Genomic DNA, 26397 nt, shown 5'->3' with positions numbered 1-26397 from the left:
ACCCACGACTCGCAATGGAGACAGGACGTGTCCCGTCAGGTGTTCCTCTATGACCAACCGGACCGCTTCGTGGCCGGTACGGTCGGACTGCCCGGGCGCCGTACGTTCTTCCTCCAGGCCTCCGCCGGCTCCCGGGTGACCAGCGTGGCCCTGGAGAAGACCCAGGTCGCCGCGCTCGCCGAGCGCATGGACGAACTGCTCGACGAGGTGGTCCGGCGCAGCGGCGGCAGCGCCGCGGTTCCGGCCGTGGCACCGGCCGAGATCACCGACACGGCCCCGCTGGACACCCCCGTGGAGGAGGAGTTCCGCGTCGGCACGATGGCCCTGGCCTGGGACGGCGAGGAGCAGCGCATGATCGTCGAGGCGCAGGCCCTGGTCGAGCTGGACGCGGAGTCCGAGGAGGATCTCGCCGAGGCCGAGGAGCGGCTGCTCCAGGACGAGGAGAACGGCCCCCCGATGCTGCGCGTCCGGCTCACCGGCGCACAGGCCCGGGCCTTCGCCAAGCGCGCCCTCGACGTCGTCAACGCCGGGCGGCCGCCGTGCCCGCTGTGCAGCCTCCCGCTCGACCCGGAAGGACACGTATGTCCGCGCCAGAACGGATACCGCCGCGGAGCGTGACGCCCGCCGGCCCGGCCGTCCGGGAGCTGCTCGCCCAGGGCGAGCTGACCGTGCGCGGCCGTATCCGTGAGGCGTCGAACGCCGCCCTGTACTGCACCGTCCGCCACGACGGCCGCGAGGCCGCCTGCGTCTACAAGCCGGTCGCGGGGGAGCGGCCCCTGTGGGACTTCCCCGACGGCACGCTCGCCGGGCGGGAGGTCGCGGCCTACGAGGTCTCCGAGGCGACCGGCTGGGGCCTGGTCCCGCCGACCGTGCTGCGCGACGGCCCGTACGGCGAGGGCATGTGCCAGCTGTGGATCGAGGCCGCGCCGGACGCCGAGCTGCTCGCCCTGGTGGACGGCGAGGAGCCGGAACCCGGCTGGAAGGCGATCGGCCTCGCCGACGTCGGCGAGGGCCGCAGCGCGCTGCTGGTGCACGCCGACGACGAGCGGCTGCGGCGGCTCGCGGTCCTGGACGCGGTGATCAACAACGCCGACCGCAAGGGCGGCCATCTGCTGCCCGCCGAGGACGGCCGCCTGTACGGGATCGACCACGGCGTCACCTTCAACGTCGAGAACAAGCTGCGCACCCTGCTGTGGGGCTGGGCGGGTGAGCCGCTGACGCCGGAGGCCCTGGAGGTCCTGGACGGGCTCGGCAAGGCGCTGGCGGACGGCGGTCCGCTCGCCGCCCGGCTCGCCCCGCTGCTCACCCCGGCCGAGATCGAGCAGACCCGCGCCCGGGTCGAGGGGCTGCTCACCAGCGGCCGTCACCCGGAGCCGAGCGGCGAGTGGCCCGCCATCCCCTGGCCGCCGGTCTGAGCGGCGCAGGCGCCCGGCTGCCCCGAGGGACGGTGCCGGAGCACCGGCGCTGCCCGTGTCCGGCCGCCCCGGGGGGACGGCGCCGAGGCACCGGCGCTGCCCGTGTCCGGCCGCCCCGGGGGGACGGCGCCGAGGCACCGGCGCTGCCCGTGTCCGGCCGGCCCGGGGGGACGGCGCCGAGGCACCGGCGCTGCCCGTGTCCGGCCGGCCCGGGGGGACGGCGCCGAGGCACCGGCGCTGCCCGTGTCCGGCCGCCCCGGAGGGACGGTGCCGGAGCACCGGTACCGCCCGCCGTGCGGACCGCGGGACGCGAAGAGCGGCGCAGCACAGCGGGCGGTGCTGCGCAAGAGCGCCTGTTTGGTCATCCGGCCTGCTCCGGTTCGTATCCGGAACTGCGGTCCGGTTAGGCTCGAGGCATGCATGCCTGGCCCGCTTCCGAAGTCCCCGCCCTGCCCGGTCAGGGCCGCGACCTGAGGATCCATGACACCGCGACCGGCGGTCCGGTCACCCTGGACCCCGGCCCCGTCGCCCGCATCTACGTCTGCGGCATCACCCCCTACGACGCCACCCACATCGGGCACGCGGCGACCTACAACGCGTTCGACCTCGTGCAGCGCGTGTGGCTCGACAACAAGCGGCAGGTGCACTACGTCCAGAACGTCACCGACGTCGACGATCCGCTGCTGGAGCGGGCCCAGCGCGACGGCGTCGACTGGGCCGTCCTCGCCGAGAAGGAGACCGCGCTCTTCCGCGAGGACATGACGGCCCTGCGGATGCTGCCCCCGCGCCACTACATAGGCGCCGTGGAGGCCATACCCGGCATCGTCCCGCTCGTGGAACGGCTGAAAGAGCTCGGCGCCGCCTACGAGGTCGAGGGCGACATCTACTTCTCCGTCGAGTCCGACCCGCACTTCGGGGAGGTCTCCCACCTCGACGCCGCCGCCATGCGGCTGCTGTCCGCCGAGCGCGGCGGGGACCCCGACCGGCCGGGCAAGAAGAACCCCCTCGACCCGATGCTGTGGATGGCCGCCCGCGAGGGCGAGCCCAGCTGGGACGGCGGTTCCCTCGGCCGGGGCCGCCCCGGCTGGCACATCGAGTGCGTGGCGATCGCCCTGGACCACCTCGGCATGGGCTTCGACGTCCAGGGCGGCGGCTCCGACCTGGTCTTCCCGCACCACGAGATGGGCGCCTCCCACGCCCAGGTGCTCACCGGCGAGTTCCCCATGGCCAAGGCCTATGTGCACGCCGGCATGGTCGCCCTGCACGGCGAGAAGATGTCCAAGTCCAAGGGCAACCTGGTCTTCGTCTCCCAGCTGCGCCGTGAGGGGGTCGACCCCGCCGCCATCCGGCTGGCGCTGCTCGCCCACCACTACCGCAGCGACTGGGAGTGGACCGACCAGGTCCTGCAGGACGCGGTGACCCGCCTCGGGCACTGGCGTGCGGCGGTCTCCCGCCCCGACGGCCCGCCCGCGGACGCGCTGGTCGAGGAGATCCGCGACGCCCTCGCCGACGACTTGAACGCCCCGGCCGCGCTGGCCGCCGTCGACCGCTGGGTGGTGCGGCAGGAGGAGACCGGCGGCACCGACACCGGCGCGCCCGGAATCGTCTCCCGCGCGGTGGACGCCCTGCTCGGCGTCGCGCTGTAGCGGGACGTCCGGCACCGGCGCGTCCTCGGACACCGGAAACGAGTGGGGCTCCCCGTCCAGGACGGGGAGCCCCACTCGCATGCCGGCAGACCGGCCATCGGTCGCCGGCCGTCAGTCCTCCGGGGACTCCTCGTCGTCGGAGTCCTGCTGCGGCGGCTTCGGCGGGCGGGTGCGCCCGCCCGGGGTGTCCCGCCGGTAGGACGACGGTCCCTCCCCGCCGTCCGCCGTGGCGTGCCCGCCCGCGGGCGGGCCCGAGGAGCCGTCACGCCGCCGCAGATAGCGCTCGAACTCGCGGGCGATCGCCTCACCGGACGCCTCCGGCAGCTCCGCGGTGTCGCGGGCCTCCTCCAGCGTCTGCACGTACTCGGCGACCTCGCTGTCCTCGGCGGCCAGCTGGTCCACGCCCACCTGCCAGGCGCGCGCGTCCTCGGGCAGCTCGCCCAGCGGGATCCGCACGTCGATCAGGTCCTCCAGGCGGTTGAGCAGCGCCAGCGTGGCCTTCGGGTTGGGCGGCTGGGAGACGTAGTGCGGCACCGCCGCCCACAGCGAGACCGCCGGGACGCCCGCGTGCGTGCACGCCTCCTGCAGCACGCCGACGATGCCTGTGGGACCCTCGTACTTGGTCTCCTCCAGGTCCATCCGGCGGGCCAGGTCCGCGTCGGAGGTGGTCCCGCTGATCGGGACCGGACGGGTGTGCGGGGTGTCCCCGAGCAGCGCGCCCAGGATCACCACCAGCTCGATGCCGAGCTCATGGGCGAAACCGAGCAGCTCGTTGCAGAACGAGCGCCACCGCATCGACGGTTCGATGCCGCGGACCAGCACCAGGTCGCGCGGCTTGTCACCGCCGACCCGGACCACCGACAACCTTGTCGTCGGCCAGGTGATCTTGCGGACACCGGCCTCCATGAACACCGTGGGACGGTTCACCTGGAAGTCGTAGTAGTCCTCGGCGTCCAGCGCCGCGAACACCTCGCCCTTCCACTCCCGCTCCAGATGCGCGACCGCGGTCGAGGCGGCGTCGCCGGCATCGTTCCAGCCCTCGAACGCGGCCACCATGACCGGGTCGACCAGCTCGGGAACCCCCTCGAGCTCGATCACCCACGGCCTCCTTCCGACGAGCCCTCACGTACCCCCCAACCTTACGGCGTGCGGAGGGGACGCCCGCAGCCCCCTCGCAGAGGGAGTGCCCCATCACTGCCCCTGCGGGACGCACGGAAACACCGGGTGGCGGGCACCGGCCAATCCGGTCGTCCCCGAACGGAGTTCGGCCCGCGTCGTGCGGGTGCGGGCCGGTGGTGAGCGGCCTCCCCAAGGACGGCGAAGGGGCGGCCCCGTCGGCGAGGGGCCGCCCCCGGACCGGCTCCCGTGCGGGGGAGCCGGGCTCTCACGCCTGCTTCTTGTCCAGGATCTCCTGCACGTCCGCGCGGACCTCGTCGGTGGCCAGGCCGCGGATCGTCAGGGTGGTGCGGCGGCGCAGCACGTCGTCCACCGTCTCGGCCCACTCGTGGTCCCGGGCCCAGACGACCTGCGCCCAGATCTCCGGCGCGTCCGGGTGGATGCGCCGGCCGAGCGCCGGGTCCTCGTTGGCCAGGCGGGCGATGTCGAAGGCCAGCGAACCGTAGTGGGTGGCCAGGTGCTTCGCGGTGTCCGCGGCCATCCGCGGGCCCGGCGCCGGGTGATCGACCAGCAGCCGGTGGGCCACGGCGCGCGGGTTGGCGACGCCGGGCAGCGGCAGCTTCTTCGGCAGCGAACCGATCGGCTCGAAGTCGTCGCCCAGCGGCCGGCCCGGCAGCGTCTGCAGCTTGCGCATCACCGTCCGGCCGATGTGGCGGAAGGTGGTCCACTTGCCGCCGGCCACGGAGAGCATGCCGCCCCGGCCCTCGGTCACCACGGTCTCCCGCTTGGCCTTCGCGGTGTCGCCGGGACCGCCCGGCAGCACCCGCAGACCGGCGAAGGAGTAGGTGATCAGGTCGCGCTTCAGCTGCTGGTCACGGATGGAGAAGGCGGCCTCGTCGAGGATCTGGGAGACGTCCTTCTCGATGACCGCCACCTCGGCCGGGTCGCCCTCGTACTCCTCGTCGGTCGTGCCCAGCAGCAGCATGTCCTCCCAGGGGAGGGCGAAGGTGATCCGGTACTTGTCGATCGGGGTGGCCAGCGCGGCCCGCCACGGGGAGGTCCGCTTCAGGACCAGGTGCGCGCCCTTCGACAGGCGGATGGACGGAGCGGCGTTGGGGTCCTCCATCCGGCGCAGGTGGTCGACCCACGGTCCGGTCGCGTTCAGCACGAGCCGGGCGTTCACCCCGAACTCGTCGCCGGAGAGCCGGTCGCGCAGCTCGGCGCCGGTGACCCGGCCCCGGGTGAAGCGCAGCCCCGTCACCTCGGCGTGGTTGAGGACGACGGCGCCCGCGTCGGCCGCGGCCCGTACCGTCATCAGCGCCATGCGCGCGTCGTTCATCTGGTCGTCGCCGTACACGGCGACGGCCTTGAGGTTCTCGGTGCGCAGCTCGGGGACGTCCTGCGCGGCCTTGGAGGGGCTGAGCAGGTGGCCGACGCCGTCACCGAAGGCGGAGAGCGCGGAGTAGGCGAACACGCCCGCCCCGAGCTTCGCCGCGCCGTGCGGCCCGCCCTTGTACACGGGGAGGTAGAAGGTCAGCGGATTCGCCAGGTGGGGGGCCACCTGGCGGGAGACCGCACGGCGCTCGAAGTGGTTCTCCGCCACCAGCTTCACCGCGCCGGTCTGCAGGTAGCGCAGACCGCCGTGGAGCAGCTTGGAGGAGGCGGAGGAGGTGGCGCCGGCCCAGTCGCCGGCGTCCACCAGAGCCACCCTGAGGCCGGACTGCGCGGCGTGCCAGGCGGTGGAGATGCCCAGAATGCCGCCGCCGATGACGAGAAGGTCGTACGACGCCTTGGCAAGCTGCTCCCTGGTCTCGGCCCGGCTCGGGTTCGAGCCGGAGGCCGGGCGCGTGCCCAGAGCAGGTATGGACTGCAGGGTGGACTGAGTGGTCATGTCGGGTTCTTACTCCTCGTCCTCGAGCCAGCCCATGGTCCGCTCGACGGCCTTGAGCCAGTTCTTGTACTCACGGTCGCGGGTCTCCGCGTCCATGCGGGGTGTCCACTCGGCGGCCCGGCGCCAGTTGGCGCGCAGGTCGTCGGTGCTGTTCCAGAAGCCGACGGCGAGGCCGGCGGCGTATGCGGCGCCGAGGCAGGTGGTCTCGGCGACCATCGGGCGCACCACGGGGGCGTCCAGGAAGTCCGAGAGCGTCTGCATCAGCAGGTTGTTGGAGGTCATGCCGCCGTCGACCTTGAGGGCGGTCAGCTCCACTCCGGAGTCCTTCGTCATGGCGTCCGCGATCTCCCGCGTCTGCCAGGCGGTGGCCTCCAGGACGGCGCGCGCGAGGTGCGCCTTGGTGACGTACCGGGTCAGGCCGGCGATCACACCGCGGGCGTCGGCGCGCCAGTACGGGGCGAACAGGCCGGAGAAGGCCGGCACGAAGTAGGCGCCGCCGTTGTCCTCGACGGAGAGCGCGAGGGTCTCGATCTCGGCGGCGGTGGAGATCAGGCCCATCTGGTCGCGCATCCACTGCACCAGCGAGCCGGTGACGGCGATCGAGCCCTCCAGGGCGTAGACCGGCTTCTGGTCGCCGATCTGGTAGCCGACCGTGGTCAGCAGGCCGCTGTAGGAGTTGATCAGCTTGTCACCGGTGTTCATCACCATGAAGGTGCCGGTGCCGTAGGTCGACTTGGTCTCGCCCTCGGAGAAGCAGGTCTGGCCGAACAGGGCCGCCTGCTGGTCGCCGAGCGCGGAGGCGACCGGGATGCCGCCGAGCAGGTCGCCCAGCTTGCCGCCCTTGATCTCGCCGTAGACCTCGGCGGAGGAGCGGATCTCCGGGAGCATCGCGAGCGGCACGCCGATGGACTCGGCGATCTTCTCGTCCCACTGCATGGTGTGCAGGTTCATCAGCAGGGTGCGGGAGGCGTTGGTGACGTCGGTGACGTGCCGCCCGCCGTTCACACCGCCGGTCAGGTTCCAGATGACCCAGGTGTCCATGGTGCCGAAGAGGATGTCGCCCGCCTCGGCGCGCTCTTTGAGGCCCTCGACGTTGTCGAGCAGCCAGCGGGCCTTGGGACCGGCGAAGTAGGAGGCGAGGGGAAGGCCGGTCTCGCGGCGGAAGCGGTCCTGGCCGACGTTGCGCCCGAGCTCCTTGCACAGGGCGTCGGTGCGGGTGTCCTGCCAGACGATGGCGTTGTGGACGGGCTCACCGGTGTTCTTGTCCCACAGCACGGTGGTCTCGCGCTGGTTGGTGATGCCGATGGCCTTGATGTCGTCGCGGGTGATGCCGGCCTTCTCCACGGCACCGGCGACGACCTCCTGCACATTGGTCCAGATCTCGGTGGCGTCGTGCTCGACCCAGCCCGGCTTGGGGAAGATCTGCTCGTGCTCCTTCTGGTCGACGGCGACGATGCGGCCGTCGCGGTCGAAGACGATGCAGCGGGACGAGGTCGTGCCCTGGTCGATGGCTGCGATGAACGGGCCGGCGGTGTGGGCGTCGGTCACTGTGTGCTCCTGGGGGTTCCTTGGTTACGGGGCTTTACGTACGGCGCTTCTACTGAAGCTCAGGCGAAGGCGACGTTGTAGATGCCGGCCGCGATGGCGCCGCCGATCAGCGGACCGACCACCGGGATCCAGGCGTAGCCCCAGTCGGAGCCGCCCTTGTTGGGCAGGGGCAGCAGGGCGTGCACGATGCGGGGGCCGAGGTCGCGGGCCGGGTTGATGGCGTAGCCGGTCGGACCGCCCAGCGACAGGCCGATCGAGACGACCACGAGCGCCGTGATCAGACCGCCGAGGACACCGAGGCCGTTGCCCTCGGCGTTGAGGCCCTGGGTGAGCACGGCGAGCAGCAGAACGATGGTGCCGATGATCTCCGTGGCCAGGTTCTGCACCGCGTGGCGGATCTCCGGGCCGGTGGAGAAGATGCCGAGCACCGGGCCCGCGCCCTGTTCCTGGGCCTCGACCGACTTGGCGGTGGTGGCCTGCGCCCCCGGACCGCCGACGATCTCCTTGTCGGTGAGGTGGGCGTGGAACTGGCCGTAGTAGGCCACCCAGACCAGTGCCGCACCGATCATCGCGCCCAGGAACTCTCCGGCGAAGTAGGTCGGAACGTTCGACCACTCGCCGTCCTTGATGGCGAGAGCCACGGTCACGGCCGGGTTGAGGTGTGCGCCGGACATGGGACCGGCGATGTACACCGCCGTCATGACGGCGAAGCCCCAGCCGAAGGCGATGGTGAGCCAGCCGGCGTTACGGGCCTTGGAGGCCTTCAGCGTCACGGCGGCACACACGCCGCCGCCGAGCAGGATGAGTATGGCGGTACCGATGGTCTCGCCGATGAAGATGTCGGAGCTGGACACCCGCGACTCCTTTGTCCTTACGTCCAGGGAAGCCGACCCCCGGGTCCCACCGGGGAGCGGCGCCCTCGAGGGGTGAGAGCGAAGCCGGCCCTTGGCGTTGCCACACTCTAGCGCGTATTGCCGGTAGGTGTTCGACAATGCCGACCGATGGACGGGAGTCTTGCCCGGCGTAAGACGTGCGTCAAGAGTCTGGTTGTCGAAAGTGCGATCGTTATGGATCGCCGTGAGTTATTGATCTACGGGTGGAACCTGTCACCCTGTGCCCGATATGTCCGTCTCAGGGTATGGCCGGAGCCGGAACGCCGTACGGCATCCCGGTCCTCGTGCCCCGCAGTGGCCCCGTGCGCGCCGGGCCGGCTCAGAAGCGCCCGGCGCCCAGATCCCGCGACACGGCGCGGGCGCAGTCGCGCACCGCCGCGATCAGCTCGGGGCGCAGCGCCCCCTCCTCGTCGGGCCGGCACACCCGCTCCACGGCGCCGGTGATGCCCACCGCGCCCACCGGCATGCGCCGCCGGTCGTGGATCGGCGCCGCGATGGAGGCGACGCCCTCCCAGGTCTCCTCCACGTCCGCCGCGTAGCCGCGCGCCCGGGTGAGGTCGAGGATGCTCTCGAAGGCGTCCAGGTCGCACACGGTCCGCTCGGTGAACGCCTTGCGGTCGGCCTCGATCGCCTCGCTGTGCGCCACCGGGTCGTAGGCGGAGAGCACCTTGCCCAGCGCCGTGGAGTGCAGGGGCTGCATGGCGCCTATCTCCAGCACCTGCCGGCTGTCGTCGGGCCGGAAGACGTGGTGCACGATCAGTACGCCCTGCTGGTGCAGCACACCCAGATAGACGCTCTCGCCGCTGGAGCGGGCCAGGTCGTCGGTCCACACCAGCGCCCGCGCCCGCAGCTCGTGCACGTCCAGGTAGGTGGTGCCCAGGCGCAGCAGCTCCGCGCCCAGCTGATAGCGGCCGGAGGCCTCGTCCTGCTCGACGAAGCCCTCCTGCTGAAGGGTGCGGAGTATCCCGTGGGCGGTGCCCTTGGCGAGGCCCAGCGACGAGGCGATGTCCGACAGACCGAGCCGTCGCTCGCCGCCCGCGAGCAGCCGCAGCATCGCCGCCGCCCGTTCGAGCGACTGGATGTTCCGTGCCATCGCCGTACTGCCTCCGTCCCCTTCGAGCGTCGACGTGCGACGTCGATGCCGCTGTTCGGCAATGTCGAACACTACCGGTCCATGCCGACCTCTCGCTAATGGTCGTGCAAGATCCGTTGCTTCAACTGCCGCACACGCCGCAGCCGCCGGTCATCATCGTCCGCCCCGTGGACGCTCTGAACATCAGGGCGCGGTCCCGGATACCCTGACGGCGTGCGCCTGCGCCGGGGAAGTCCCCCCGTGACTTCCGGGCAGGCGCAAAGCCGACAGCCGTCGCACCTGAGGGAGCCCCTTTCATGGCCTCGTTGCCGCCCACCCCTACCGCCGACAGCAGGACCCGTGTGTCCGAACTCCGCGAGGCGCTCGCCACCCGAGTGGTCGTAGCCGACGGAGCGATGGGCACCATGCTCCAGGCCCAGGACCCCACGCTCGAGGACTTCCAGAACCTCGAGGGCTGCAACGAGATCCTGAACCTGACCCGCCCCGACATCGTCCGTTCGGTCCACTCCGAGTACTTCGACGCCGGAGTCGACTGCGTCGAGACCAACACGTTCGGCGCCAACCACACCGCAATGGCGGAGTACGACATCTCCGACCGGGTGTACGAGCTGTCCGAGGCGGGTGCCCGGATCGCCCGCGAGGTGGCCGACGAGCACGCCGCCCGCGACGGCCGCACCCGCTGGGTGCTCGGCTCCATCGGCCCCGGCACCAAGCTGCCCACCCTGGGCCACATCGACTACGGCACCATCCGCGACGGCTACCAGGCCAACGCCGAGGGCCTGCTCGCGGGCGGCGCCGACGCGCTGATCGTGGAGACCACCCAGGACCTGCTGCAGACCAAGGCGTCCATCCTGGGCGCCCGCAAGGCGATGGAGGCGACCGGCACCGAGGTGCCGCTGCTGGCCTCCATGGCCTTCGAGACCACCGGCACCATGCTGCTCGGCAGCGAGATCGGGGCCGCGCTGACCGCGCTGGAGCCGCTCGGCATCGACATGATCGGCCTGAACTGCTCCACCGGCCCCGCCGAGATGAGCGAGCACCTGCGCTTCCTCGCCCGGCACTCGCGCATCCCGCTGCTGTGCATGCCCAACGCCGGCCTGCCCGTCCTCACCAAGGACGGCGCCCACTTCCCGCTCGACGCCAAGGGTCTGGCCGACGCCCAGGAGGCCTTCGTCCACGACTACGGCCTGTCCCTGGTCGGCGGCTGCTGCGGCACCACCCCTGAGCACCTGCGCCGGCTGGTGGAGCGGGTGCGGGGCGTGACCCCGCCGGAGCGCGACCCGCAGCCCGAGCCGGGCGCCGCCTCCCTCTACCAGTCGGTGCCGTTCCGCCAGGACACCTCCTACCTGGCCATCGGCGAGCGCACCAACGCCAACGGCTCGAAGAAGTTCCGCGAGGCCATGCTGGACGGCCGCTGGGACGACTGCGTGGAGATGGCCCGCGAGCAGATCCGCGAGGGCGCGCACATGCTCGACCTGTGCGTCGACTACGTCGGCCGCGACGGCGTCGCCGACATGCGCGAGCTGGCCGGGCGCTTCGCCACCGCCTCCACCCTGCCGATCGTGCTGGACTCCACCGAGGTGGACGTCATCCGGGCGGGCCTGGAGAAGCTCGGCGGACGCGCCGTGATCAACTCGGTCAACTACGAGGACGGCGACGGACCCGACTCCCGCTTCGCGCAGGTCACCCGGCTCGCCAAGGAGCACGGCGCCGCGCTGATCGCGCTCACCATCGACGAGGAGGGCCAGGCCCGCACCGCCGAGAAGAAGGTCGAGATCGCCGAACGCCTGATCGCCGACCTCACCGGCAACTGGGGCATCCGCGAGGAGGACATCCTCGTCGACTGCCTGACCTTCACCATCTGCACCGGGCAGGAGGAGTCCCGCAAGGACGGCGTCGCCACCATCGAGGCCATCCGCGAGCTCAAGCGGCGTCACCCGCGCGTGCAGACCACGCTCGGCCTGTCCAACATCTCCTTCGGCCTCAACCCGGCCGCCCGCATCCTGCTGAACTCCGTCTTCCTCGACGAGTGCGTCAAGGCGGGCCTGGACTCGGCGATCGTGCACGCGAGCAAGATCCTGCCCATCGCCCGGTTCAGCGAGGAGGAGGTCAGCACCGCGCTCGACCTCATCTACGACCGGCGGCGCGAGGGCTACGACCCGCTGCAGAAGCTGATGCAGCTCTTCGAGGGCGCCACCGCCAAGTCCCTGAAGGCGGGCAAGGCGGAGGAGCTGGCCGCGCTGCCGCTGGAGGAGCGCCTGAAGCGGCGCATCATCGACGGCGAGCGCAACGGCCTGGAGGCCGACCTCGACGAGGCCCTCAAGACCCGCAAGGCCCTGGACATCGTCAACGACACGCTGCTCGACGGCATGAAGGTCGTCGGCGAGCTGTTCGGCTCCGGGCAGATGCAGCTGCCGTTCGTGCTCCAGTCCGCCGAGGTGATGAAGGCCGCGGTGGCCCACCTCGAGCCGCACATGGAGAAGACCGACGAGGCCGGCAAGGGCACCATCGTGCTGGCCACCGTCCGGGGCGACGTGCACGACATCGGCAAGAACCTGGTCGACATCATCCTGTCGAACAACGGCTACAACGTGGTCAACCTCGGCATCAAGCAGCCGGTCTCGGCGATCCTGGAGGCCGCCGAGGAGCACCAGGCCGATGTGATCGGCATGTCCGGGCTGCTGGTGAAGTCCACGGTGATCATGAAGGAGAACCTGGAGGAGCTGAACCAGCGCGGCCTCGCCGCCCGGTACCCGGTCATCCTCGGCGGCGCCGCCCTCACCCGCGCCTATGTCGAGCAGGACCTGCACGAGCTCTACCAGGGCGAGGTCCGCTACGCCCGCGACGCCTTCGAGGGCCTGCGCCTGATGGACGCCCTCATCGGCATCAAGCGCGGCGTGCCCGGCGCCAAGCTGCCCGAGCTGCGCCAGCGCCGGGTCCGCGCGGCCACCGTCGAGGTCGAGGAGCGCCCCGAGGCCGGGCACGTCCGGTCCGACGTCGCCACCGACAACCCGGTGCCCACCCCGCCGTTCTGGGGCACCCGCGTGGTCAAGGGCATCCAGCTCAAGGAGTACGCGAGCTGGATCGACGAGGGCGCCCTGTTCAAGGGGCAGTGGGGGCTCAAGCAGGCCCGCACCGGCGAGGGCCCGACCTACGAGGAGCTCGTCGAGACCGAGGGCAGGCCCCGGCTGCGCGGCCTGCTGGACAAGCTCCAGAGGGAGAACCTGCTGGAGGCGGCCGTGGTCTACGGCTACTTCCCGTGCGTCTCCAAGGACGACGACCTGATCATCCTCGACGAGCAGGGCAACGAGCGCACCCGCTTCACCTTCCCGCGCCAGCGCCGCGGCCGCAGGCTGTGCCTGGCCGACTTCTTCCGCCCGGAGGAGTCCGGCGAGAAGGACGTCGTCGGCCTCCAGGTCGTCACCGTCGGCTCCCGCATCGGCGAGGAGACCGCGCGGCTGTTCGAGGCCAACGCCTACCGCGACTACCTGGAGCTGCACGGGCTGTCCGTGCAGCTCGCGGAGGCGCTCGCCGAGTACTGGCACGCCCGGGTCCGCTCCGAGCTGGGCTTCGCGGGGGAGGACCCCGCCGAGATGGAGGACATGTTCGCCCTGAAGTACCGGGGCGCCCGCTTCTCCCTCGGCTACGGCGCCTGCCCCGACCTGGAGGACCGCGCCAAGATCGCCGACCTGCTCCAGCCGGAACGCATCGGCGTCCGTCTCTCCGAGGAGTTCCAGCTGCACCCCGAGCAGTCCACCGACGCCATCGTGATCCACCACCCGGAGGCCAAGTACTTCAACGCCCGCTGAGACCGCGCCGGGGCCCCGTCAGCGGGCCCCGGCGCGGGACAAGAGGCGTTCGTCCGGCCCACGACGTACACTGGTCGGTCCACTGCAGGCCGGTTCCCGCATGGGGAACCGGCCTGATCGTCCCTGTGAAGGAGGTACGTGGATGACCAGTACGGTCCCCGCGCTCGGTACCCGGACGGCCGAGGGCTCCGCCCTGCAGGCCGTGCTCCTCGACATGGACGGCACGCTGGTGGACACCGAGGGCTTCTGGTGGGACGTCGAGTGCGAGGTCTTCGCCTCCCTCGGCCACACCCTCGACGAATCCTGGCGCCATGTCGTGGTCGGCGGGCCGATGACCCGCAGTGCGGGGTTCCTGATCGAGGCGACCGGTGCCGACATCTCCCTCGAAGAACTCACGGTGCTGCTCAACGACGGATTCGAGCAGCGCATCGGCCAGGCCCTGCCGCTGATGCCCGGCGCCGCCCGGCTGCTCGCCGAACTGCGCGAGTACGAGATCCCCACGGCGCTCGTCTCCGCCTCCCACCGGCGCATCATCGACCGCGTGCTGTCCGTCCTCGGCTCGCACCACTTCGCGCTGTCGGTCGCGGGCGACGAGGTCCCGCGCACCAAGCCGCACCCCGACCCCTACCTGGCGGCCGCGGCCGGGCTGGGCGTGGACCCGATGCGGTGCGCCGTCGTCGAGGACACCGCGACCGGAGTGGCTTCCGCCGAGGCGGCCGGCTGCCAGGTCGTGGCCGTGCCCTCCGTCGCGCCGATCATGCCGGCTGCCGGCCGTACCGTCGTTCCCTCGCTGGAAGTCGTGAACCTGTCATTTCTGCATGGCCTGATGACGGAAATGCTCTGACCGTTCACCCAGCGTGCAACCGGCCTTGCGTAGTAATTTCCACCCGAACACTCCGTGGCCGTCAGCACATCTGTACGAGGAAATTCGGCCGCTCAACCGCGGATGATTTCCAGTACCACCGACCCTGTTTTTGCTGTGATTTTCACCACGTTCACGGGGGTCGACGACGGGGGCGGCATGTGCCGTCCGCCCCTTTTCGGCGGTCGCGGGTGCGCCCTTGTGTCCCGATTGGGTGGCGGCTGTACGAATCCTTCCCGGGGCACCTTTACCGATGCGTTCACACCCGGTTCCGCTGCGTGATGAGGGCCCAACTCCGGTGACTGCGAACCCTTCTGCGGGTGCGGACTAATCTCATCGCGAGAACATCGCCCCAACGCCGTGGTCCGCTGCGCCACCCCTGCATGCCGGATACACGGAGTCGACAGCTGTGGAGAAACCCGAGCATGAACCGGAAGACTTTGGTGCCTGCGGCCGCACTCGGCCTGCTCGCACCGGTGCTCGCCGCCTGTGGTGACACCGAGAGCGGGCGCACCGACGGCGACGCGATCGTCGTCGGCACCACGGACCGGTTCACCGCCTCCGAGGAGACGCCCGCGCCCCTGGACCCCGCCTACGCCTACGGCGTGGACACCTGGAACATCCTCCGCCAGACCGTGCAGACGCTGATGGTCCAGCCGCGCGGCGAGGGCGAACCCGTGCCCGAGGCGGCCGAGTCCTGCGGCTTCACCGACGCCGGCAACGAGCGCTACAGCTGCACCCTGCGCGACGGCCTGACCTTCGCCGACGGCGACCCCATCACCGCCGCCGATGTGAAGTACTCCATCGACCGGGCCCGCTCCCTGAAGGCCGACAGCGGCGTCTCCGCCCTGCTGTCCACCATCGACACCGTGGAGACCCAGGGCGACCGCGAGGTCATCTTCCACCTCAAGACCGCCGACGCCACCTTCCCGTACAAGCTGTCCACCCCGGTCGCCGGCATCGTCGACCCGGACGACTACGCCAAGGACAAGCTGCGCGAGGGCTTCGAGGTCGACGGCTCCGGCCCCTACACCGTGGACATCGAGGCCGAGAACGACGAGCTGGTCCGCGCCACCTTCACCAAGAACCCCGACTACAAGGGCGCTCTGAAGGTGAACAACGAGAAGGTCGTGATGGTCTCCTTCGACAGCGCCGACGCCATGGGCGAGGCGCTGGAGAAGAACGACATCGACGTCATGAGCCGCACGATGTCGCCCGAGCAGATCAAGGAGCTCTCCGGCAACGCCGACGACGACATCGACCTGGTCGAGCTGCCCGGCCTGGAGATCCACTACCTGGGCTTCAACACCGAGGCCGGACCGGCGAAGAGCAAGGCCGTCCGCCAGGCCATGGCCCAGATCGTCGACCGCGGCGAACTCGTCTCCAAGGTCTACGGCAGCCAGGCCGAGCCGCTGTTCTCCCTGGTCCCGGCCAGCGTCACCGGCCACTCCAACTCGTTCTTCAACAAGTACGGCGAGCCCAGCACCGCCAAGGCCCGCGCCCTGCTGGAGCAGGCCGGCATCTCCACGCCCGTCGAAGTGACGCTGCACTACACCACCGACCACTACGGACCGGCCACCAAGAAGGAGTTCGAGCAGCTCCAGAAGCAGCTCAACGACAGCGGCCTGTTCAAGGTCGGCATCGAGGGCGAGCCCTGGTCGACGTTCCGCCCCGCCGAGCTCAAGGGCAAGTACGACGTCTACGGAATGGGCTGGTTCCCCGACTTCCCCGACGCCGACAACTTCCTCGCTCCCTTCCTGGACGAGGACAACTTCCTCAACTCGCCGTACTCCAACGCCGAGATCCAGAAGAAGCTGATTCCCCAGTCGCGCCGCCAGGCCGACCGGCTCTCCGCGGCCGGAAGCCTGACGGCGATGCAGAACACCGTGGCCGAGGACGTGCCGGTCCTGCCCCTGTGGCAGGGCAACCAGTACGTCGCCGCCCGCGGCGACATCACCGGCACCGCCTACGCCCTCAACTCCTCCTCCACGCTCCAGCTGTGGGAGCTCGGCCGCGGAGTGAGCGGCTGACGGACCGTCCTGGTCCCGGGCGAGGACGTGGCCCGGGATCCGAAGCAACGAACGACAAGGCACACACGTGAACCTGCGCAACCAGTGGCGGGTCCTGCCGATCGTGGCAGTACTCGCCTCCGGCCTGCTGACCGGCTGCGGATCGGAGAACGGCGACTCGGGGGACGACGGCAACAACGTCGTCGTCGGCATGTCCGACGACGTCCTCGCCACCGACCCCGCCTCGGGCTACGACCCGGGCTCCTGGCTGTTGTTCAACAACGTCTTCCAGTCGCTGCTCAGCTTCCCCAAGGGAGCCACCGAGCCGCAGCCGGAGGCCGCCCAGGAATGCTCGTTCCAGGGCACCGGGACCAAGGTCTACACGTGCACCCTCAAGGACGGGCTGAAGTTCAGCAACGGTGACCCGCTCACCTCGAAGGACGTCAAGTTCTCCTTCGACCGCATGCTGAAGATCGACGACCCCGACGGCCCGGCGATCATGTTCCCGAGCCTGGAGAAGGTGGAGACCCCGGACGACAAGACCGTCGTCTTCCGCCTCAACACGCCCGACGCCACCTTCCCGAGCAAGATCGCCTCCGGTGCCGGCTCCATCGTCAACCACCGCGAGTACGACGCCAACGGGCTGCGCAAGGACGGCAAGGCGGTCGGCTCCGGCCCCTACAAGCTGGACTCCTTCACCGACAAGGAAGCCGTCTTCTCCGTCAACGAGCACTACAAGGGCACCGTCGAGCCCAAGAACACCGGCGTCACGCTGAGGTTCTTCCACGGGGACCAGGACGCCCTGAAGCAGGCCGTCCAGAACGCCGAGGTCGACGTCGCCTACCGAGGCCTCACCGCCGAGGCCATCTCCGACCTGGAGAAGTCCGACGACGGCACCGGCGCCATCGAGGTCATAGAGGGCAGCAGCGCCGAGGTCCAGCACCTGGTGTTCAACATGGATCACCCGGTCACCGGCAAGCTGGGCGTGCGCAAGGCCATCGCCCATCTGCTCGACCGCGACGCCCTGATCCAGGACGTCTACCAGGGCACCGCCACCCCGCTGTACTCGATCATCCCGGCCGGTATCGGCGGCCACAACACCGCCTTCTTCGACACCTACGGCGACCGCCCCTCCAAGGCCAAGGCCGCCGCGGCGCTCGCCGAGGAGGGCATCACCGGCAAGGTGAAGCTCACCCTCTGGTCCACCCCGTCCCGCTACGGCCCGGCCACCGACCAGGAACTCGCCACGATCGCCAAGCAGCTCAACGACTCCGGCCTGTTCGACGCCCAGATGAAGTCCGTCGACTTCGAGCAGTACGAGAAGGACATCGAGGCCGGCAAGTACGGCGTCTATGTCAAGGGCTGGGTGCCCGACTACCCCGACGCCGACAACTTCACCGCCCCCTTCTTCGGCAAGGGCAACGTCCTGAACAACAACTACGAGAACGACACCATCACCGGCATGCTGATCCCCAGCACCGCCGCCGAGGGCGACCGCTCCGCCACCGACCAGGAGTTCGGCCGGCTGCAGGACATCGTCGCCGACGAACTGCCCGTCCTCCCGGTGTGGCAGGGCAAGCAGTACGCCGTCGTCCGCGACGGCGTCGCCGGGCTCGAGTACTGCCTCGACGCCTCCACCGTCTTCCGCTTCTGGGAGATCAGCAAGAGCGAGGTCTGAGCGGGCCACGGCCCGGCAACGGCAGCAGGGCGCCCCTTCCGTACGGGAAGGGGCGCCCTGATCCGTTCTGTTTCGACGCCCTGTCAGGTTCGTTGTGACTCGAACCGTCACGCCGAGCCGGGGTCACTGCGTGCCGGGACGCACCAGCCCGCTCTCGTAGGCGTACACCGCCGCCTGCACCCGGTCCCTGAGGCCCAGCTTGGTCAGCACATGGCCCACATGCGTCTTCACGGTCGTCTCGCTGACGAACAGATCCGCCGCGATCTCCGCGTTCGACAGGCCGCGCGCCACCAGCTTCAGCACCTCGACCTCACGGTCGGTCAGCCTGTGCAGCGTGTCCGGCACCGGCTCCTCGCCCGAGGGCAGATGCGTCGCGTACTTGTCCAGCAGCCGCCGCGTGATGCTCGGGGCCAGCATCGCCTCACCGGCCGCCACCACCCGGATCGCCTGCACCAGCTCGTTGGCCGGGGCGTCCTTCAGCAGGAAGCCGCTGGCCCCCGCCTTCAGCGCCTCCACCACGTACTCGTCCAGGTCGAACGTCGTCAGCACCAGCACCTTGGCCGGGCCGTTCCGCTCCGGGCCGGTGATCTGCCGGGTCGCCTCCACCCCGTCCATCCGCGGCATGCGGATGTCCATCAGCACCACATCGGGCTGCAGGGCACGCACCTGGTCAAGGGCCTGGAGGCCGTCACCGGCCTCGCCGACGACCGCGATGTCCTGCTCGGCCTCCAGGATCATCCGGAAGCCCGTACGCAGCAGCGGCTGGTCGTCGACCAGTAGGACGCGGATGGCCACGTAAGTCTCCTTCTCGCTAGTCCGGCCCCATTCTGCCCTGTTGAGGCCCGCCGGACCCGGCCGCCCTCACCGGCAGCGGATACGGCGGGGGAGTACCGCCGAACTCCGGGCAGAGCGCCTGGTGGTCGCACCAGCCGCACAGCTTCGTGGGACGCGGCCGCCAGTCACCCGTCTCCGTCGCCCGGCGGATCGCCTCCCACAGCGCCAGCAGCTTGCGCTCCACCCGCTGCAGATCGGCCGGGACCGGGTCGTAGGTGAGCACCTCGCCGCTGCCCAGATACACCAGCTGCAGCCGGCGCGGGACCACGCCCTTCAGCCGCCACACCACCAGCGCGTAGAACTTCATCTGGAACAGGGCGTCCTCCGCGTACTCCGGGCGGGGCGCCCTGCCCGTCTTGTAGTCGACGATGCGCACCTCGCCGGTGGGCGCCACGTCCACCCGGTCGATGATGCCGCGGAGCATGAGCCCCGACTCCAGCTCCGCCTCGACGAACAGCTCCCGCTCCGCAGGCTCCAGCCGGCTCGGGTCCTCCAGCGTGAACCACCGCTCGACCAGCGCCTCCGCCTCCGCGAGCCAGCGCGCCAGCCGCTCGCCCTCCGGGTCGTCGGCGAACAGCTCCAGAACCTCCGGCCGGGATTCACGCAGCCGGTCCCACTGGGCCGGGATCAGCGCCTTGGCCCGCGGCGCGGTCCGCTCGGCCGCCGGGGCGTCGAACAGCCGCTCGAGCACAGCGTGCACCAGCGTGCCCCGGGTCGCCGCCTCGCTGGGCTTCTCCGGCAGCCGGTCGATCACCCGGAACCGGTACAGCAGCGGGCAGCGCATGAAGTCGCTCGCACGCGAGGGGGACAGCGAGGCGGGCGGTATGGCGGGGACACCGGCCGGCACGTCCGGCTCGTCCCGCGGCATGACCGCGCTCTCGTCGCACTGCTGCGCGTCCTCGGTGCTCGTCTCCATGACCACAGACCATACGACCCGCCACCGACAGTGACGCGGGCGCCCGTAGGCGTGACGCAGCAGGACGCAGCAGGACGGACGAGGACGGAGGAGCATGGAGGGGTACGCAGGGGCGAGGAGGGAAAGGAGGGGAGCGAGAGGCGCGGCCGCGGGCGGGGAACGACAGGGGTGCCGAGGCGAGACGGGCGGCGACGGCCGCATACCATCGACTCGAGACCTCCCGTCCGGCAGGCGCGGGAGACGCAGCGAACGAGGGGACACCGGTGGACGTAAGCGGCGGGCGCGGGCAGCCGCAGCCCGGCAACGACAAGTCGGCCGAGCACCACCACAAGCCCATCCCTCCGGCCCCCGACCCGGCCACCCCTGCGCCCCCGGACGCCGCCGAACAGTTCGCACAACCCGGCCCCGCAGCCGGCCCGGCGGCGCCGAACGCGCCCCATGGCGCGGCGACCGACTCCGGCCTCGCCGGCCGGGATTCCGGGCCGGATTCCGCCGAGGAAACCGAGAACGCGGGCGCCGCTGCCCACCGGCCGGGCCGGGCGTCTGCTGACGCCGGGTCCGGCGGCGCGCCCCGCCCGGACGACTCCGCCGCGCGGCCTGGGACCGCTGCGAAGACGGACGGGGCGTCCGGTACCCGGTCCACCGGGGCTGATGCTGCCGAGCCGTCCGATGACGCGGCCGCGGCCGCGCATCGGCCTGGCGGCCTGTCCGGCGGTGCGGATGCCGGCACGGCTCCGCCCTCGGACGAGACCGCCGCGCGGAATGCGGCCGCCCCGCGGAAAGACGGTGTGTCCGACGTGTGGGACGCGGCTCCTGCCCCCGTCACGCGGCCCGGCAACACCCCGCCGGACGCTGTCGCCCGACGTGCGGACGGTGCGCCCGGCGACGGGACGGACGGTTCTGGTGCGGCGGGAACAGGCGACGACGAGCGGGGCGGGCGTCATGGCGCCGGCTCTGACGGGCCCGGTGGGCCGCGTCGCGAGGCCGGCCGGACGGATGCGGCCGGGCCCCGTGCCGTTCCGCCGCGCGAGCCACAGGCCCGGCCAGGCGCCGGCGACCCGGGGCGGACCGGGACCGCCGATGGCCACGCGGGGACCCACGGCGCCCCCGACGCCCGACACGACTCCCACGTCACTCAGCAGGCCGCCGGTCACGGCCCCCAGGACGATGGGGACCCCGGCCGACACGGCACCCACGAGACTCCGCACGCCGGCGGTCACCGAAACCACGACACCCCGGGCACCCCCCGCCACGACGACACCCAGGGCCCCGCTCCCCAGCACACCCCCGCCGGACCCGCACCCGGCCCTTCCGGCTCCTCCGGGCGGACCCCCGCGCACTCCGGCAACACGGGTGGGAAGGGAAGCCCGCCCGAGTCGTCCCGGCGCGGCGGGCTGCTGATGGGGCGGCCGTTCGGCGTGCCCGTCTATGTGGCGCCCAGCTGGTTCCTCGTCGCCGTGCTGATCACCTGGGTGTTCGGCGGACAGGTCGACCGCGTGCTGCCCGAGCTCGGGGCCGCCAGCTACCTGGTCTCCCTGTTCTTCGCGGTCGCCTTCTACGCCTCCGTCCTGGTCCACGAGCTGGCCCACACGCTCGCCGCCCTCCGCTTCAAGCTCCCGGTCCGCCGGATCCAGCTGCAGTTCTTCGGCGGTGTCTCCGAGATCGAGAAGGAGGCCGAGACCCCCGGCCGGGAGTTCGTGCTGGCCTTCGTCGGCCCGTTGCTCTCGCTGGTGCTGTCCGGCCTCTTCTACCTGGCCCTGCTCGCCGTCGACCCGGGAACCGTCCCCGGTGTCCTGCTGGCCGGCCTGATGATCTCCAACCTCATCGTGGCCGCCTTCAACCTCCTGCCGGGCCTCCCGCTGGACGGCGGACGCATGCTCCGTGCCGTCGTGTGGAAGATCAGCGGCAAACCCATGACCGGCACCGTCGCCGCCGCCTGGGTCGGCCGCGCCCTCGCCGTCTCCGTGCTGATCGGCCTGCCGCTGCTCACCCAGTCCGGCGCCCTGGGCTCCGCCGCCGAGGACAGCGTCGGCATGGACACCGTGCTGGACGCCCTGCTCGCCGCGATCCTCGCCGCGATCATCTGGACCGGCGCCGGCAACAGCCTGCGCATGGCCCGGCTGCGCGAGCACCTGCCCGAGCTGCGCGCCCGCACCCTCACCCGCCGGGCCGTCCCGGTGGAGACCGACACCCCGCTGTCCGAGGCCCTGCGCCGCGCCAACGCCGCCGGGGCCCGCGCCCTGGTCGTCGTCGACGCCGAGGGCAGCCCCATCGCCATCGTCCGCGAGGCCGCCATCGTCGGCGTGCCCGAGCACCGCCGCCCCTGGGTCCCCGTCGGCACCCTCGCCCAGGACCTCACCGACGGCATGCGCGTCTCCGCCGAGCTGTCCGGCGAGGAGCTGCTGGACGCCCTGCGGGCCACCCCGGCCACCGAGTACCTGGTCGTCGAGGAGACCGGCGAGATCTACGGTGTGCTCAGCGCCGCCGACGTGGAGCGGGCCTTCGTCAAGGCCATGGCCCGGCCCAGCTGAACCGTGGTCCAAGCGGCCGCGGCGAGCGGTTAGGCTTGGTCACATGTCCGAACCGACCGGTGCCGCCCGCCGCCGCGGGCCCTTCAAGGTCGGGGACCAGGTACAGCTGACCGACCCCAAGGGCCGCCACTACACGTTCACGCTCGAGGCCGGGAAGAACTTCCACACCCACAAGGGTTCCTTCCCGCACGACGAACTGATCGGCGCTCCCGAGGGAAGCGTTGTCCGCACCACCGGGAACGTCGCCTACCTCGCGCTGCGCCCCCTGCTCCCCGACTACGTCCTGTCCATGCCCCGCGGGGCAGCCGTCGTCTACCCGAAGGACGCGGGGCAGATCCTCGCCTTCGCCGACATCTTCCCCGGCGCGCGCGTCGTCGAGGCCGGCGTCGGCTCCGGCTCGCTCAGCAGCTTCCTGCTGCGCGCCATCGGCGACCAGGGCATGCTGCACAGCTACGAACGCCGCGAGGACTTCGCCGAGATCGCCAGGCAGAACGTCGAGCGCTACTTCGGCGGCCCGCACCCGGCCTGGCAGCTGACCGTCGGCGACCTCCAGGACAACCTGTCCGACACGGACGTCGACCGGGTCATCCTCGACATGCTCGCCCCCTGGGAGTGCCTGGAGGCCGTCTCCAAGGCGCTCGTCCCGGGCGGCATCCTGTGCTGCTACGTCGCCACCACCACCCAGCTCGCCCGGACCGTGGAGTCCATCCGCGAGATCGGCTGCTTCAACGAGCCGACCGCCTGGGAGACGATGATCCGCAACTGGCACATCGAGGGCCTGGCCGTGCGCCCGGACCACCGGATGATCGGCCACACCGGCTTCCTGCTCACCGCCCGCCGCCTCGCCGACGGCGTCGAGCCGCCCATGCGCCGCCGCCGCCCCGCCAAGGGCGCCTACGGCGAGGACTACACGGGCCCCAACGCCGGCGGTGGCACCGCCCGCTGACGCCGTCCGGCACACCGTCAACGCACCGGCGCCGTGCCGCAGTTCCGCCCCCGGGCCGGGAACTGCGGCACGGCGCCGCCGCGTTGCAGGGCGTATCCGGCCTTCACCGCACCGCCCGTGCGGACCGGCGCATCACAACTGCGCACCCCGCCGTTCCCAGGGACTGTGACGTGTGGCACCATGCTGGCCACCCCCACCGGCACAGCCCTCACAGGAGACACTCCTCGTGCAGCCATCCGCCGTTCCGGAGCTCGCCCACACGCACACCCGCCCCATCCACTGGGTCGCCACCGCAACGGCCGTCGCCGGAGTCGTGGCGCTCTCCTCGGTCCTCCAGCCCGACGCCGCCACCGCCGCCCAGACCCCCGGCGCCAAGCCGAAGAGCGCCCCCGCGCACATCGCCCCGCCCGACCCAGGGGGCGTGAAGTTCCCGCTCGACTGCGGACCGGTGAAACCCGTCGTGAAGCAGAAGGCGTCCGGGGACCTGGACGGTGACGGACGCCCCGAGACGGTCGCCGCGGTCCACTGCGACTCACCCATGGGCACCCCGCCCGACGGCCTCTACGTCCTCACGCAGGCCGCGGGCAGCAACGAACCGCGCGTGGTGGCCACCCTCGTCGATCCCAAGGACCAGACCAACGTCGACGACTTCACCGTGCGCAACGGCGTCATCGGCGCCACCGTGCTCGGCTACTCCTCCTCCGACGTGCCCCGTTGCTGCCCCGATGTGCGCAAGACGGTGAAGTGGCAGTGGGACAACGGCGCGTTCGTGCGCTCCGGCCCCGCCGACGCCCGCCGGGTGTGAGACAGCGGTGAGCGCGGTGACACCGGTGTGAGATATCAGACAGCGATGACCGACGGTGCCGCCGCCGTCACCCCGCGTCGGGGCCGTACACCTCGACACTGTCCGAAACGCGGCGTACGTGGATACACTCGCCCGGACACTCCCTCGCCGAGTCGATCACGTCCGTGACGAGCGGCAGCGGTACGGGCGTTGCCGCCCCCTTCTCCTGCAGCAGCTCGTCGTCCGCGCCCTTCACATACGCCAGACCGTCGATGTCCAGCTCGAACACCTCCGGCGCGTACTGGGCGCAGATGCCGTCGCCGGTGCACAGGTCCTGGTCGATCCAGACCTCCAGGGCCTCCGTACCGGCACCGGCCTCCTGCTGCACGTCCATCTCTCCTGCCGTCCGAAGTGCCGGAGCGGCACGGGAATCCGGCCAGCTCCGAGGGGTGTTGAACACTTCGACCCTACCTCTGCCTGGGTTCCGATCGACTTCCGTGGGTATCCCCCTGGCGTGAGGGAGAGCGCAAGGGTGAAGATCGGACACTCCCCGACCGTCTTTGTGATCTAGGGGTTTCAATCGACACCCGCCCAGGTAGGGTCTGGAAGCGTCCAGCTCCCCTTGGAGGAGGTGAGGACCGTGGCAGCCCACGACGACGACACTAACCGCGGCATCCGCCCGGGACGCGGGTCCGACGACCCGGCCGGGCAGATCGCCTACCTTGAGCAGGAGATCGCCGTCCTGCGACGCAAGCTCGCCGACTCTCCGCGACACACGAGGATTCTCGAAGAGCGGATCGTCGAGCTGCAGACCAACCTGGCCGGCGTTTCCGCCCAGAACGAACGACTTGCCAACACGCTCCGTGAGGCCCGCGACCAGATCGTGGCCCTCAAGGAGGAGGTCGACCGGCTCGCGCAGCCCCCGGCCGGCTTCGGGGTCTTCCTGCAGGCGAACGAGGACGGCACCGCCGACATCTTCACCGGCGGCCGCAAGCTCCGCGTGAACGTCAGCCCGAACGTCGAGCTCGACGAGCTGCAGCGCGGCCAGGAAGTGCTGCTCAACGAAGCGCTCAACGTGGTCGAGGCCATGGAGTTCGAGCGCGTCGGCGAGATCGTCACCCTCAAGGAGATCCTCGAGGACGGCGAGCGCGCCCTGGTGCTCGGTCACACCGACGAGGAGAGGGTGGTGCGGCTCGCCGAGCCGCTGCTGGACGCCACCATCCGCGCGGGTGACGCCCTGCTGCTGGAGCCCCGCTCCGGCTATGTCTACGAGGTCGTCCCGAAGAGCGAGGTCGAGGAGCTCGTCCTCGAGGAAGTCCCGGACATCGGCTACGAGCAGATCGGTGGCCTCAGCAACCAGATCGAGGCCATCCGCGACGCCGTCGAGCTGCCGTACCTCTACCCCGACCTGTTCAAGGAGCACGAACTGCGCCCGCCCAAGGGCGTGCTGCTCTACGGCCCGCCCGGATGCGGCAAGACGCTGATCGCCAAGGCCGTCGCCAACTCGCTGGCCAAGAAGGTCGCCGAAGTGACGGGCCAGGCCGCCGGCAAGAGCTTCTTCCTCAACATCAAGGGCCCGGAGCTGCTCAACAAGTACGTCGGCGAGACCGAGCGGCAGATCCGCCTGGTCTTCCAGCGGGCCCGTGAGAAGGCCAGCGAGGGCACGCCCGTCATCGTCTTCTTCGACGAGATGGAGTCCCTCTTCCGCACCCGCGGCTCCGGCGTCAGCTCGGACGTGGAGAACACCATCGTCCCGCAGCTGCTCGCCGAGATCGACGGCGTGGAGGGGCTGCAGAACGTGGTCGTGATCGGTGCCTCCAACCGCGAGGACATGATCGACCCCGCCATCCTGCGACCCGGCCGGCTCGACGTGAAGATCAAGATCGAACGTCCGGACGCGGAAGCCGCCAAGGACATCTTCGGCAAGTACCTCACCGAGCGGCTCCCGCTGCACGCCGACGACCTCGCCGAGCACGGCGGCGACAGGGCCATGACGGTCCAGAGCATGATCCAGACCGCCGTGGAACAGATGTACGCGGAATCCGAGGAGAACCGCTTCCTCGAGGTCACCTACGCCAATGGCGACAAGGAAGTCCTCTACTTCAAGGACTTCAATTCCGGCGCCATGATCGAGAACATCGTGGGCCGCGCCAAGAAGATGGCGATCAAGGATTATCTCGAGAAGAACCAGAAGGGCCTCCGCGTCTCCCATCTGCTCCAGGCCTGCGTGGACGAGTTCAAGGAGAACGAGGACCTGCCGAACACCACCAACCCGGACGACTGGGCCCGGATCTCCGGAAAGAAGGGCGAGCGGATCGTCTACATCCGCACCCTCATCACCGGAAAGCAGGGCGCGGACACCGGACGCTCCATCGACACGGTGGCGAACACCGGTCAGTACCTGTAAAAGGCAGGGCGGCTGCGGG

General features: G+C 70.9%; 18 protein-coding genes and 1 pseudogene. 11 read left to right on the top strand and 8 right to left on the bottom strand.

All coding sequences use genetic code 11. The features are described 5' to 3' along the window. Positions 1-27: 27 nt before the first annotated feature. From ABD207_RS03580 to mshC, 3 genes are all read left to right on the top strand, one after another. Positions 28-618, top strand: a complete 591-nt coding sequence (locus ABD207_RS03580; protein ID WP_343997857.1) for a DUF3090 domain-containing protein — start codon at positions 28-30, stop codon at positions 616-618. Then, positions 582-1415 carry an SCO1664 family protein gene (locus ABD207_RS03575; RefSeq protein WP_344009956.1) on the top strand — a complete coding sequence of 278 codons (834 nt, stop codon included), beginning with the start codon at positions 582-584 and terminating at the stop codon, positions 1413-1415. Before ABD207_RS03580 ends, ABD207_RS03575 begins: the two co-directional genes overlap by 37 nt. Positions 1416-1831: 416 nt before the next feature. Continuing rightward, positions 1832-3061: a cysteine--1-D-myo-inosityl 2-amino-2-deoxy-alpha-D-glucopyranoside ligase gene (mshC, locus tag ABD207_RS03570; protein ID WP_344009954.1), complete on the top strand. Its 1230-nt coding sequence runs from the start codon at positions 1832-1834 to the stop codon at positions 3059-3061. A 111-nt stretch (positions 3062-3172) separates the two neighbouring features. Here the strand turns inward: mshC and ABD207_RS03565 are convergent, their stop codons facing one another. The 5 genes from ABD207_RS03565 to ABD207_RS03545 form a co-directional block, all read right to left on the bottom strand. Continuing rightward, complete coding sequence (locus tag ABD207_RS03565) at positions 3173-4159, bottom strand: PAC2 family protein (RefSeq protein WP_344009953.1); 987 nt, start codon at positions 4157-4159, stop codon at positions 3173-3175. 286 nt (positions 4160-4445) lie between these two features. Continuing rightward, positions 4446-6068, bottom strand: a complete 1623-nt coding sequence (locus ABD207_RS03560; protein ID WP_344009952.1) for a glycerol-3-phosphate dehydrogenase/oxidase — start codon at positions 6066-6068, stop codon at positions 4446-4448. A gap of 9 nt (positions 6069-6077) precedes the next feature. Further along, complete coding sequence (gene glpK / locus ABD207_RS03555; RefSeq protein WP_344009951.1) at positions 6078-7616, bottom strand: glycerol kinase GlpK; 1539 nt, start codon at positions 7614-7616, stop codon at positions 6078-6080. A 59-nt stretch (positions 7617-7675) separates the two neighbouring features. Continuing rightward, entirely contained in the window at positions 7676-8470 is a 795-nt protein-coding gene (locus ABD207_RS03550; protein ID WP_344009950.1) for an MIP/aquaporin family protein, read from the bottom strand. Positions 8471-8828: 358 nt separating this feature from the next. Next, positions 8829-9602 (bottom strand): IclR family transcriptional regulator, encoded by a 774-nt coding sequence (locus ABD207_RS03545; RefSeq protein ID WP_344009949.1) that lies wholly within the window; start codon positions 9600-9602, stop codon positions 8829-8831. 296 nt (positions 9603-9898) lie between these two features. Between ABD207_RS03545 and metH the strand changes: the two genes are divergently transcribed. The 4 genes from metH (at position 9899) to ABD207_RS03525 (ending at position 17960) form a co-directional block, all read left to right on the top strand. Next, positions 9899-13411, top strand: coding sequence for a methionine synthase (gene metH / locus ABD207_RS03540; RefSeq protein WP_344009948.1), 3513 nt, complete (start codon positions 9899-9901; stop codon positions 13409-13411). Positions 13412-13553: 142 nt separating this feature from the next. Further along, positions 13554-14255, top strand: coding sequence for an HAD family hydrolase (locus ABD207_RS03535; RefSeq protein WP_344009946.1), 702 nt, complete (start codon positions 13554-13556; stop codon positions 14253-14255). A 443-nt stretch (positions 14256-14698) separates the two neighbouring features. After that, complete coding sequence (locus ABD207_RS03530; protein ID WP_344009944.1) at positions 14699-16303, top strand: ABC transporter substrate-binding protein; 1605 nt, start codon at positions 14699-14701, stop codon at positions 16301-16303. Positions 16304-16370: 67 nt separating this feature from the next. Next, on the top strand, positions 16371-17960 hold the full coding sequence (locus tag ABD207_RS03525; RefSeq protein ID WP_344009942.1) for an ABC transporter substrate-binding protein: 1590 nt from the start codon (positions 16371-16373) through the stop codon (positions 17958-17960). Positions 17961-18083: 123 nt separating this feature from the next. Here the strand turns inward: ABD207_RS03525 and ABD207_RS03520 are convergent, their stop codons facing one another. After that, on the bottom strand, positions 18084-18755 hold the full coding sequence (locus tag ABD207_RS03520; RefSeq protein WP_344009941.1) for a response regulator: 672 nt from the start codon (positions 18753-18755) through the stop codon (positions 18084-18086). A gap of 16 nt (positions 18756-18771) precedes the next feature. After that, positions 18772-19710 carry a RecB family exonuclease gene (locus ABD207_RS03515; protein WP_425580619.1) on the bottom strand — a complete coding sequence of 313 codons (939 nt, stop codon included), beginning with the start codon at positions 19708-19710 and terminating at the stop codon, positions 18772-18774. An 896-nt stretch (positions 19711-20606) separates the two neighbouring features. Here ABD207_RS03515 and ABD207_RS03510 point away from each other — a divergent pair. The 3 genes and pseudogenes from ABD207_RS03510 to ABD207_RS03500 form a co-directional block, all read left to right on the top strand. Next, positions 20607-22241, top strand: a pseudogene (locus tag ABD207_RS03510) (site-2 protease family protein); the annotation flags it as partial. 43 nt (positions 22242-22284) lie between these two features. After that, complete coding sequence (locus ABD207_RS03505) at positions 22285-23187, top strand: tRNA (adenine-N1)-methyltransferase (RefSeq protein ID WP_167990455.1); 903 nt, start codon at positions 22285-22287, stop codon at positions 23185-23187. Between the two features lie 226 nt (positions 23188-23413). Next, entirely contained in the window at positions 23414-23992 is a 579-nt protein-coding gene (locus tag ABD207_RS03500; RefSeq protein ID WP_344009940.1) for a hypothetical protein, read from the top strand. 67 nt (positions 23993-24059) lie between these two features. Here the strand turns inward: ABD207_RS03500 and ABD207_RS03495 are convergent, their stop codons facing one another. Next, positions 24060-24365, bottom strand: a complete 306-nt coding sequence (locus ABD207_RS03495) for a ferredoxin (protein WP_344009939.1) — start codon at positions 24363-24365, stop codon at positions 24060-24062. A 246-nt stretch (positions 24366-24611) separates the two neighbouring features. Between ABD207_RS03495 and arc the strand changes: the two genes are divergently transcribed. Then, complete coding sequence (arc, locus tag ABD207_RS03490) at positions 24612-26378, top strand: proteasome ATPase (protein ID WP_344009937.1); 1767 nt, start codon at positions 24612-24614, stop codon at positions 26376-26378. The last annotated feature ends 19 nt before the right edge of the window (positions 26379-26397 follow it).

The organism is Streptomyces thermospinosisporus, assembly GCF_039526425.1.
GTDB classification, from domain to species: domain Bacteria; phylum Actinomycetota; class Actinomycetes; order Streptomycetales; family Streptomycetaceae; genus Streptomyces; species Streptomyces thermocarboxydovorans.
Note: the sequence above shows the minus strand (reverse complement) of the source record. Positions and strands in the feature narration are given on the sequence as shown.

Coding starts and splice junctions, on each gene's coding strand:
- ABD207_RS03575 (WP_344009956.1), top strand. CDS start 582: ATGTCCGCGCCAGAACGGATACCGCCGCGGAGCGTGACGCCCGCCGGC.
- mshC (WP_344009954.1), top strand. CDS start 1,832: ATGCATGCCTGGCCCGCTTCCGAAGTCCCCGCCCTGCCCGGTCAGGGC.
- ABD207_RS03560 (WP_344009952.1), bottom strand. CDS start 6,068: ATGACCACTCAGTCCACCCTGCAGTCCATACCTGCTCTGGGCACGCGC.
- ABD207_RS03545 (WP_344009949.1), bottom strand. CDS start 9,602: ATGGCACGGAACATCCAGTCGCTCGAACGGGCGGCGGCGATGCTGCGG.
- metH (WP_344009948.1), top strand. CDS start 9,899: ATGGCCTCGTTGCCGCCCACCCCTACCGCCGACAGCAGGACCCGTGTG.
- ABD207_RS03535 (WP_344009946.1), top strand. CDS start 13,554: ATGACCAGTACGGTCCCCGCGCTCGGTACCCGGACGGCCGAGGGCTCC.
- ABD207_RS03530 (WP_344009944.1), top strand. CDS start 14,699: ATGAACCGGAAGACTTTGGTGCCTGCGGCCGCACTCGGCCTGCTCGCA.
- ABD207_RS03515 (WP_425580619.1), bottom strand. CDS start 19,710: ATGGAGACGAGCACCGAGGACGCGCAGCAGTGCGACGAGAGCGCGGTC.
- ABD207_RS03505 (WP_167990455.1), top strand. CDS start 22,285: ATGTCCGAACCGACCGGTGCCGCCCGCCGCCGCGGGCCCTTCAAGGTC.
- ABD207_RS03495 (WP_344009939.1), bottom strand. CDS start 24,365: ATGGACGTGCAGCAGGAGGCCGGTGCCGGTACGGAGGCCCTGGAGGTC.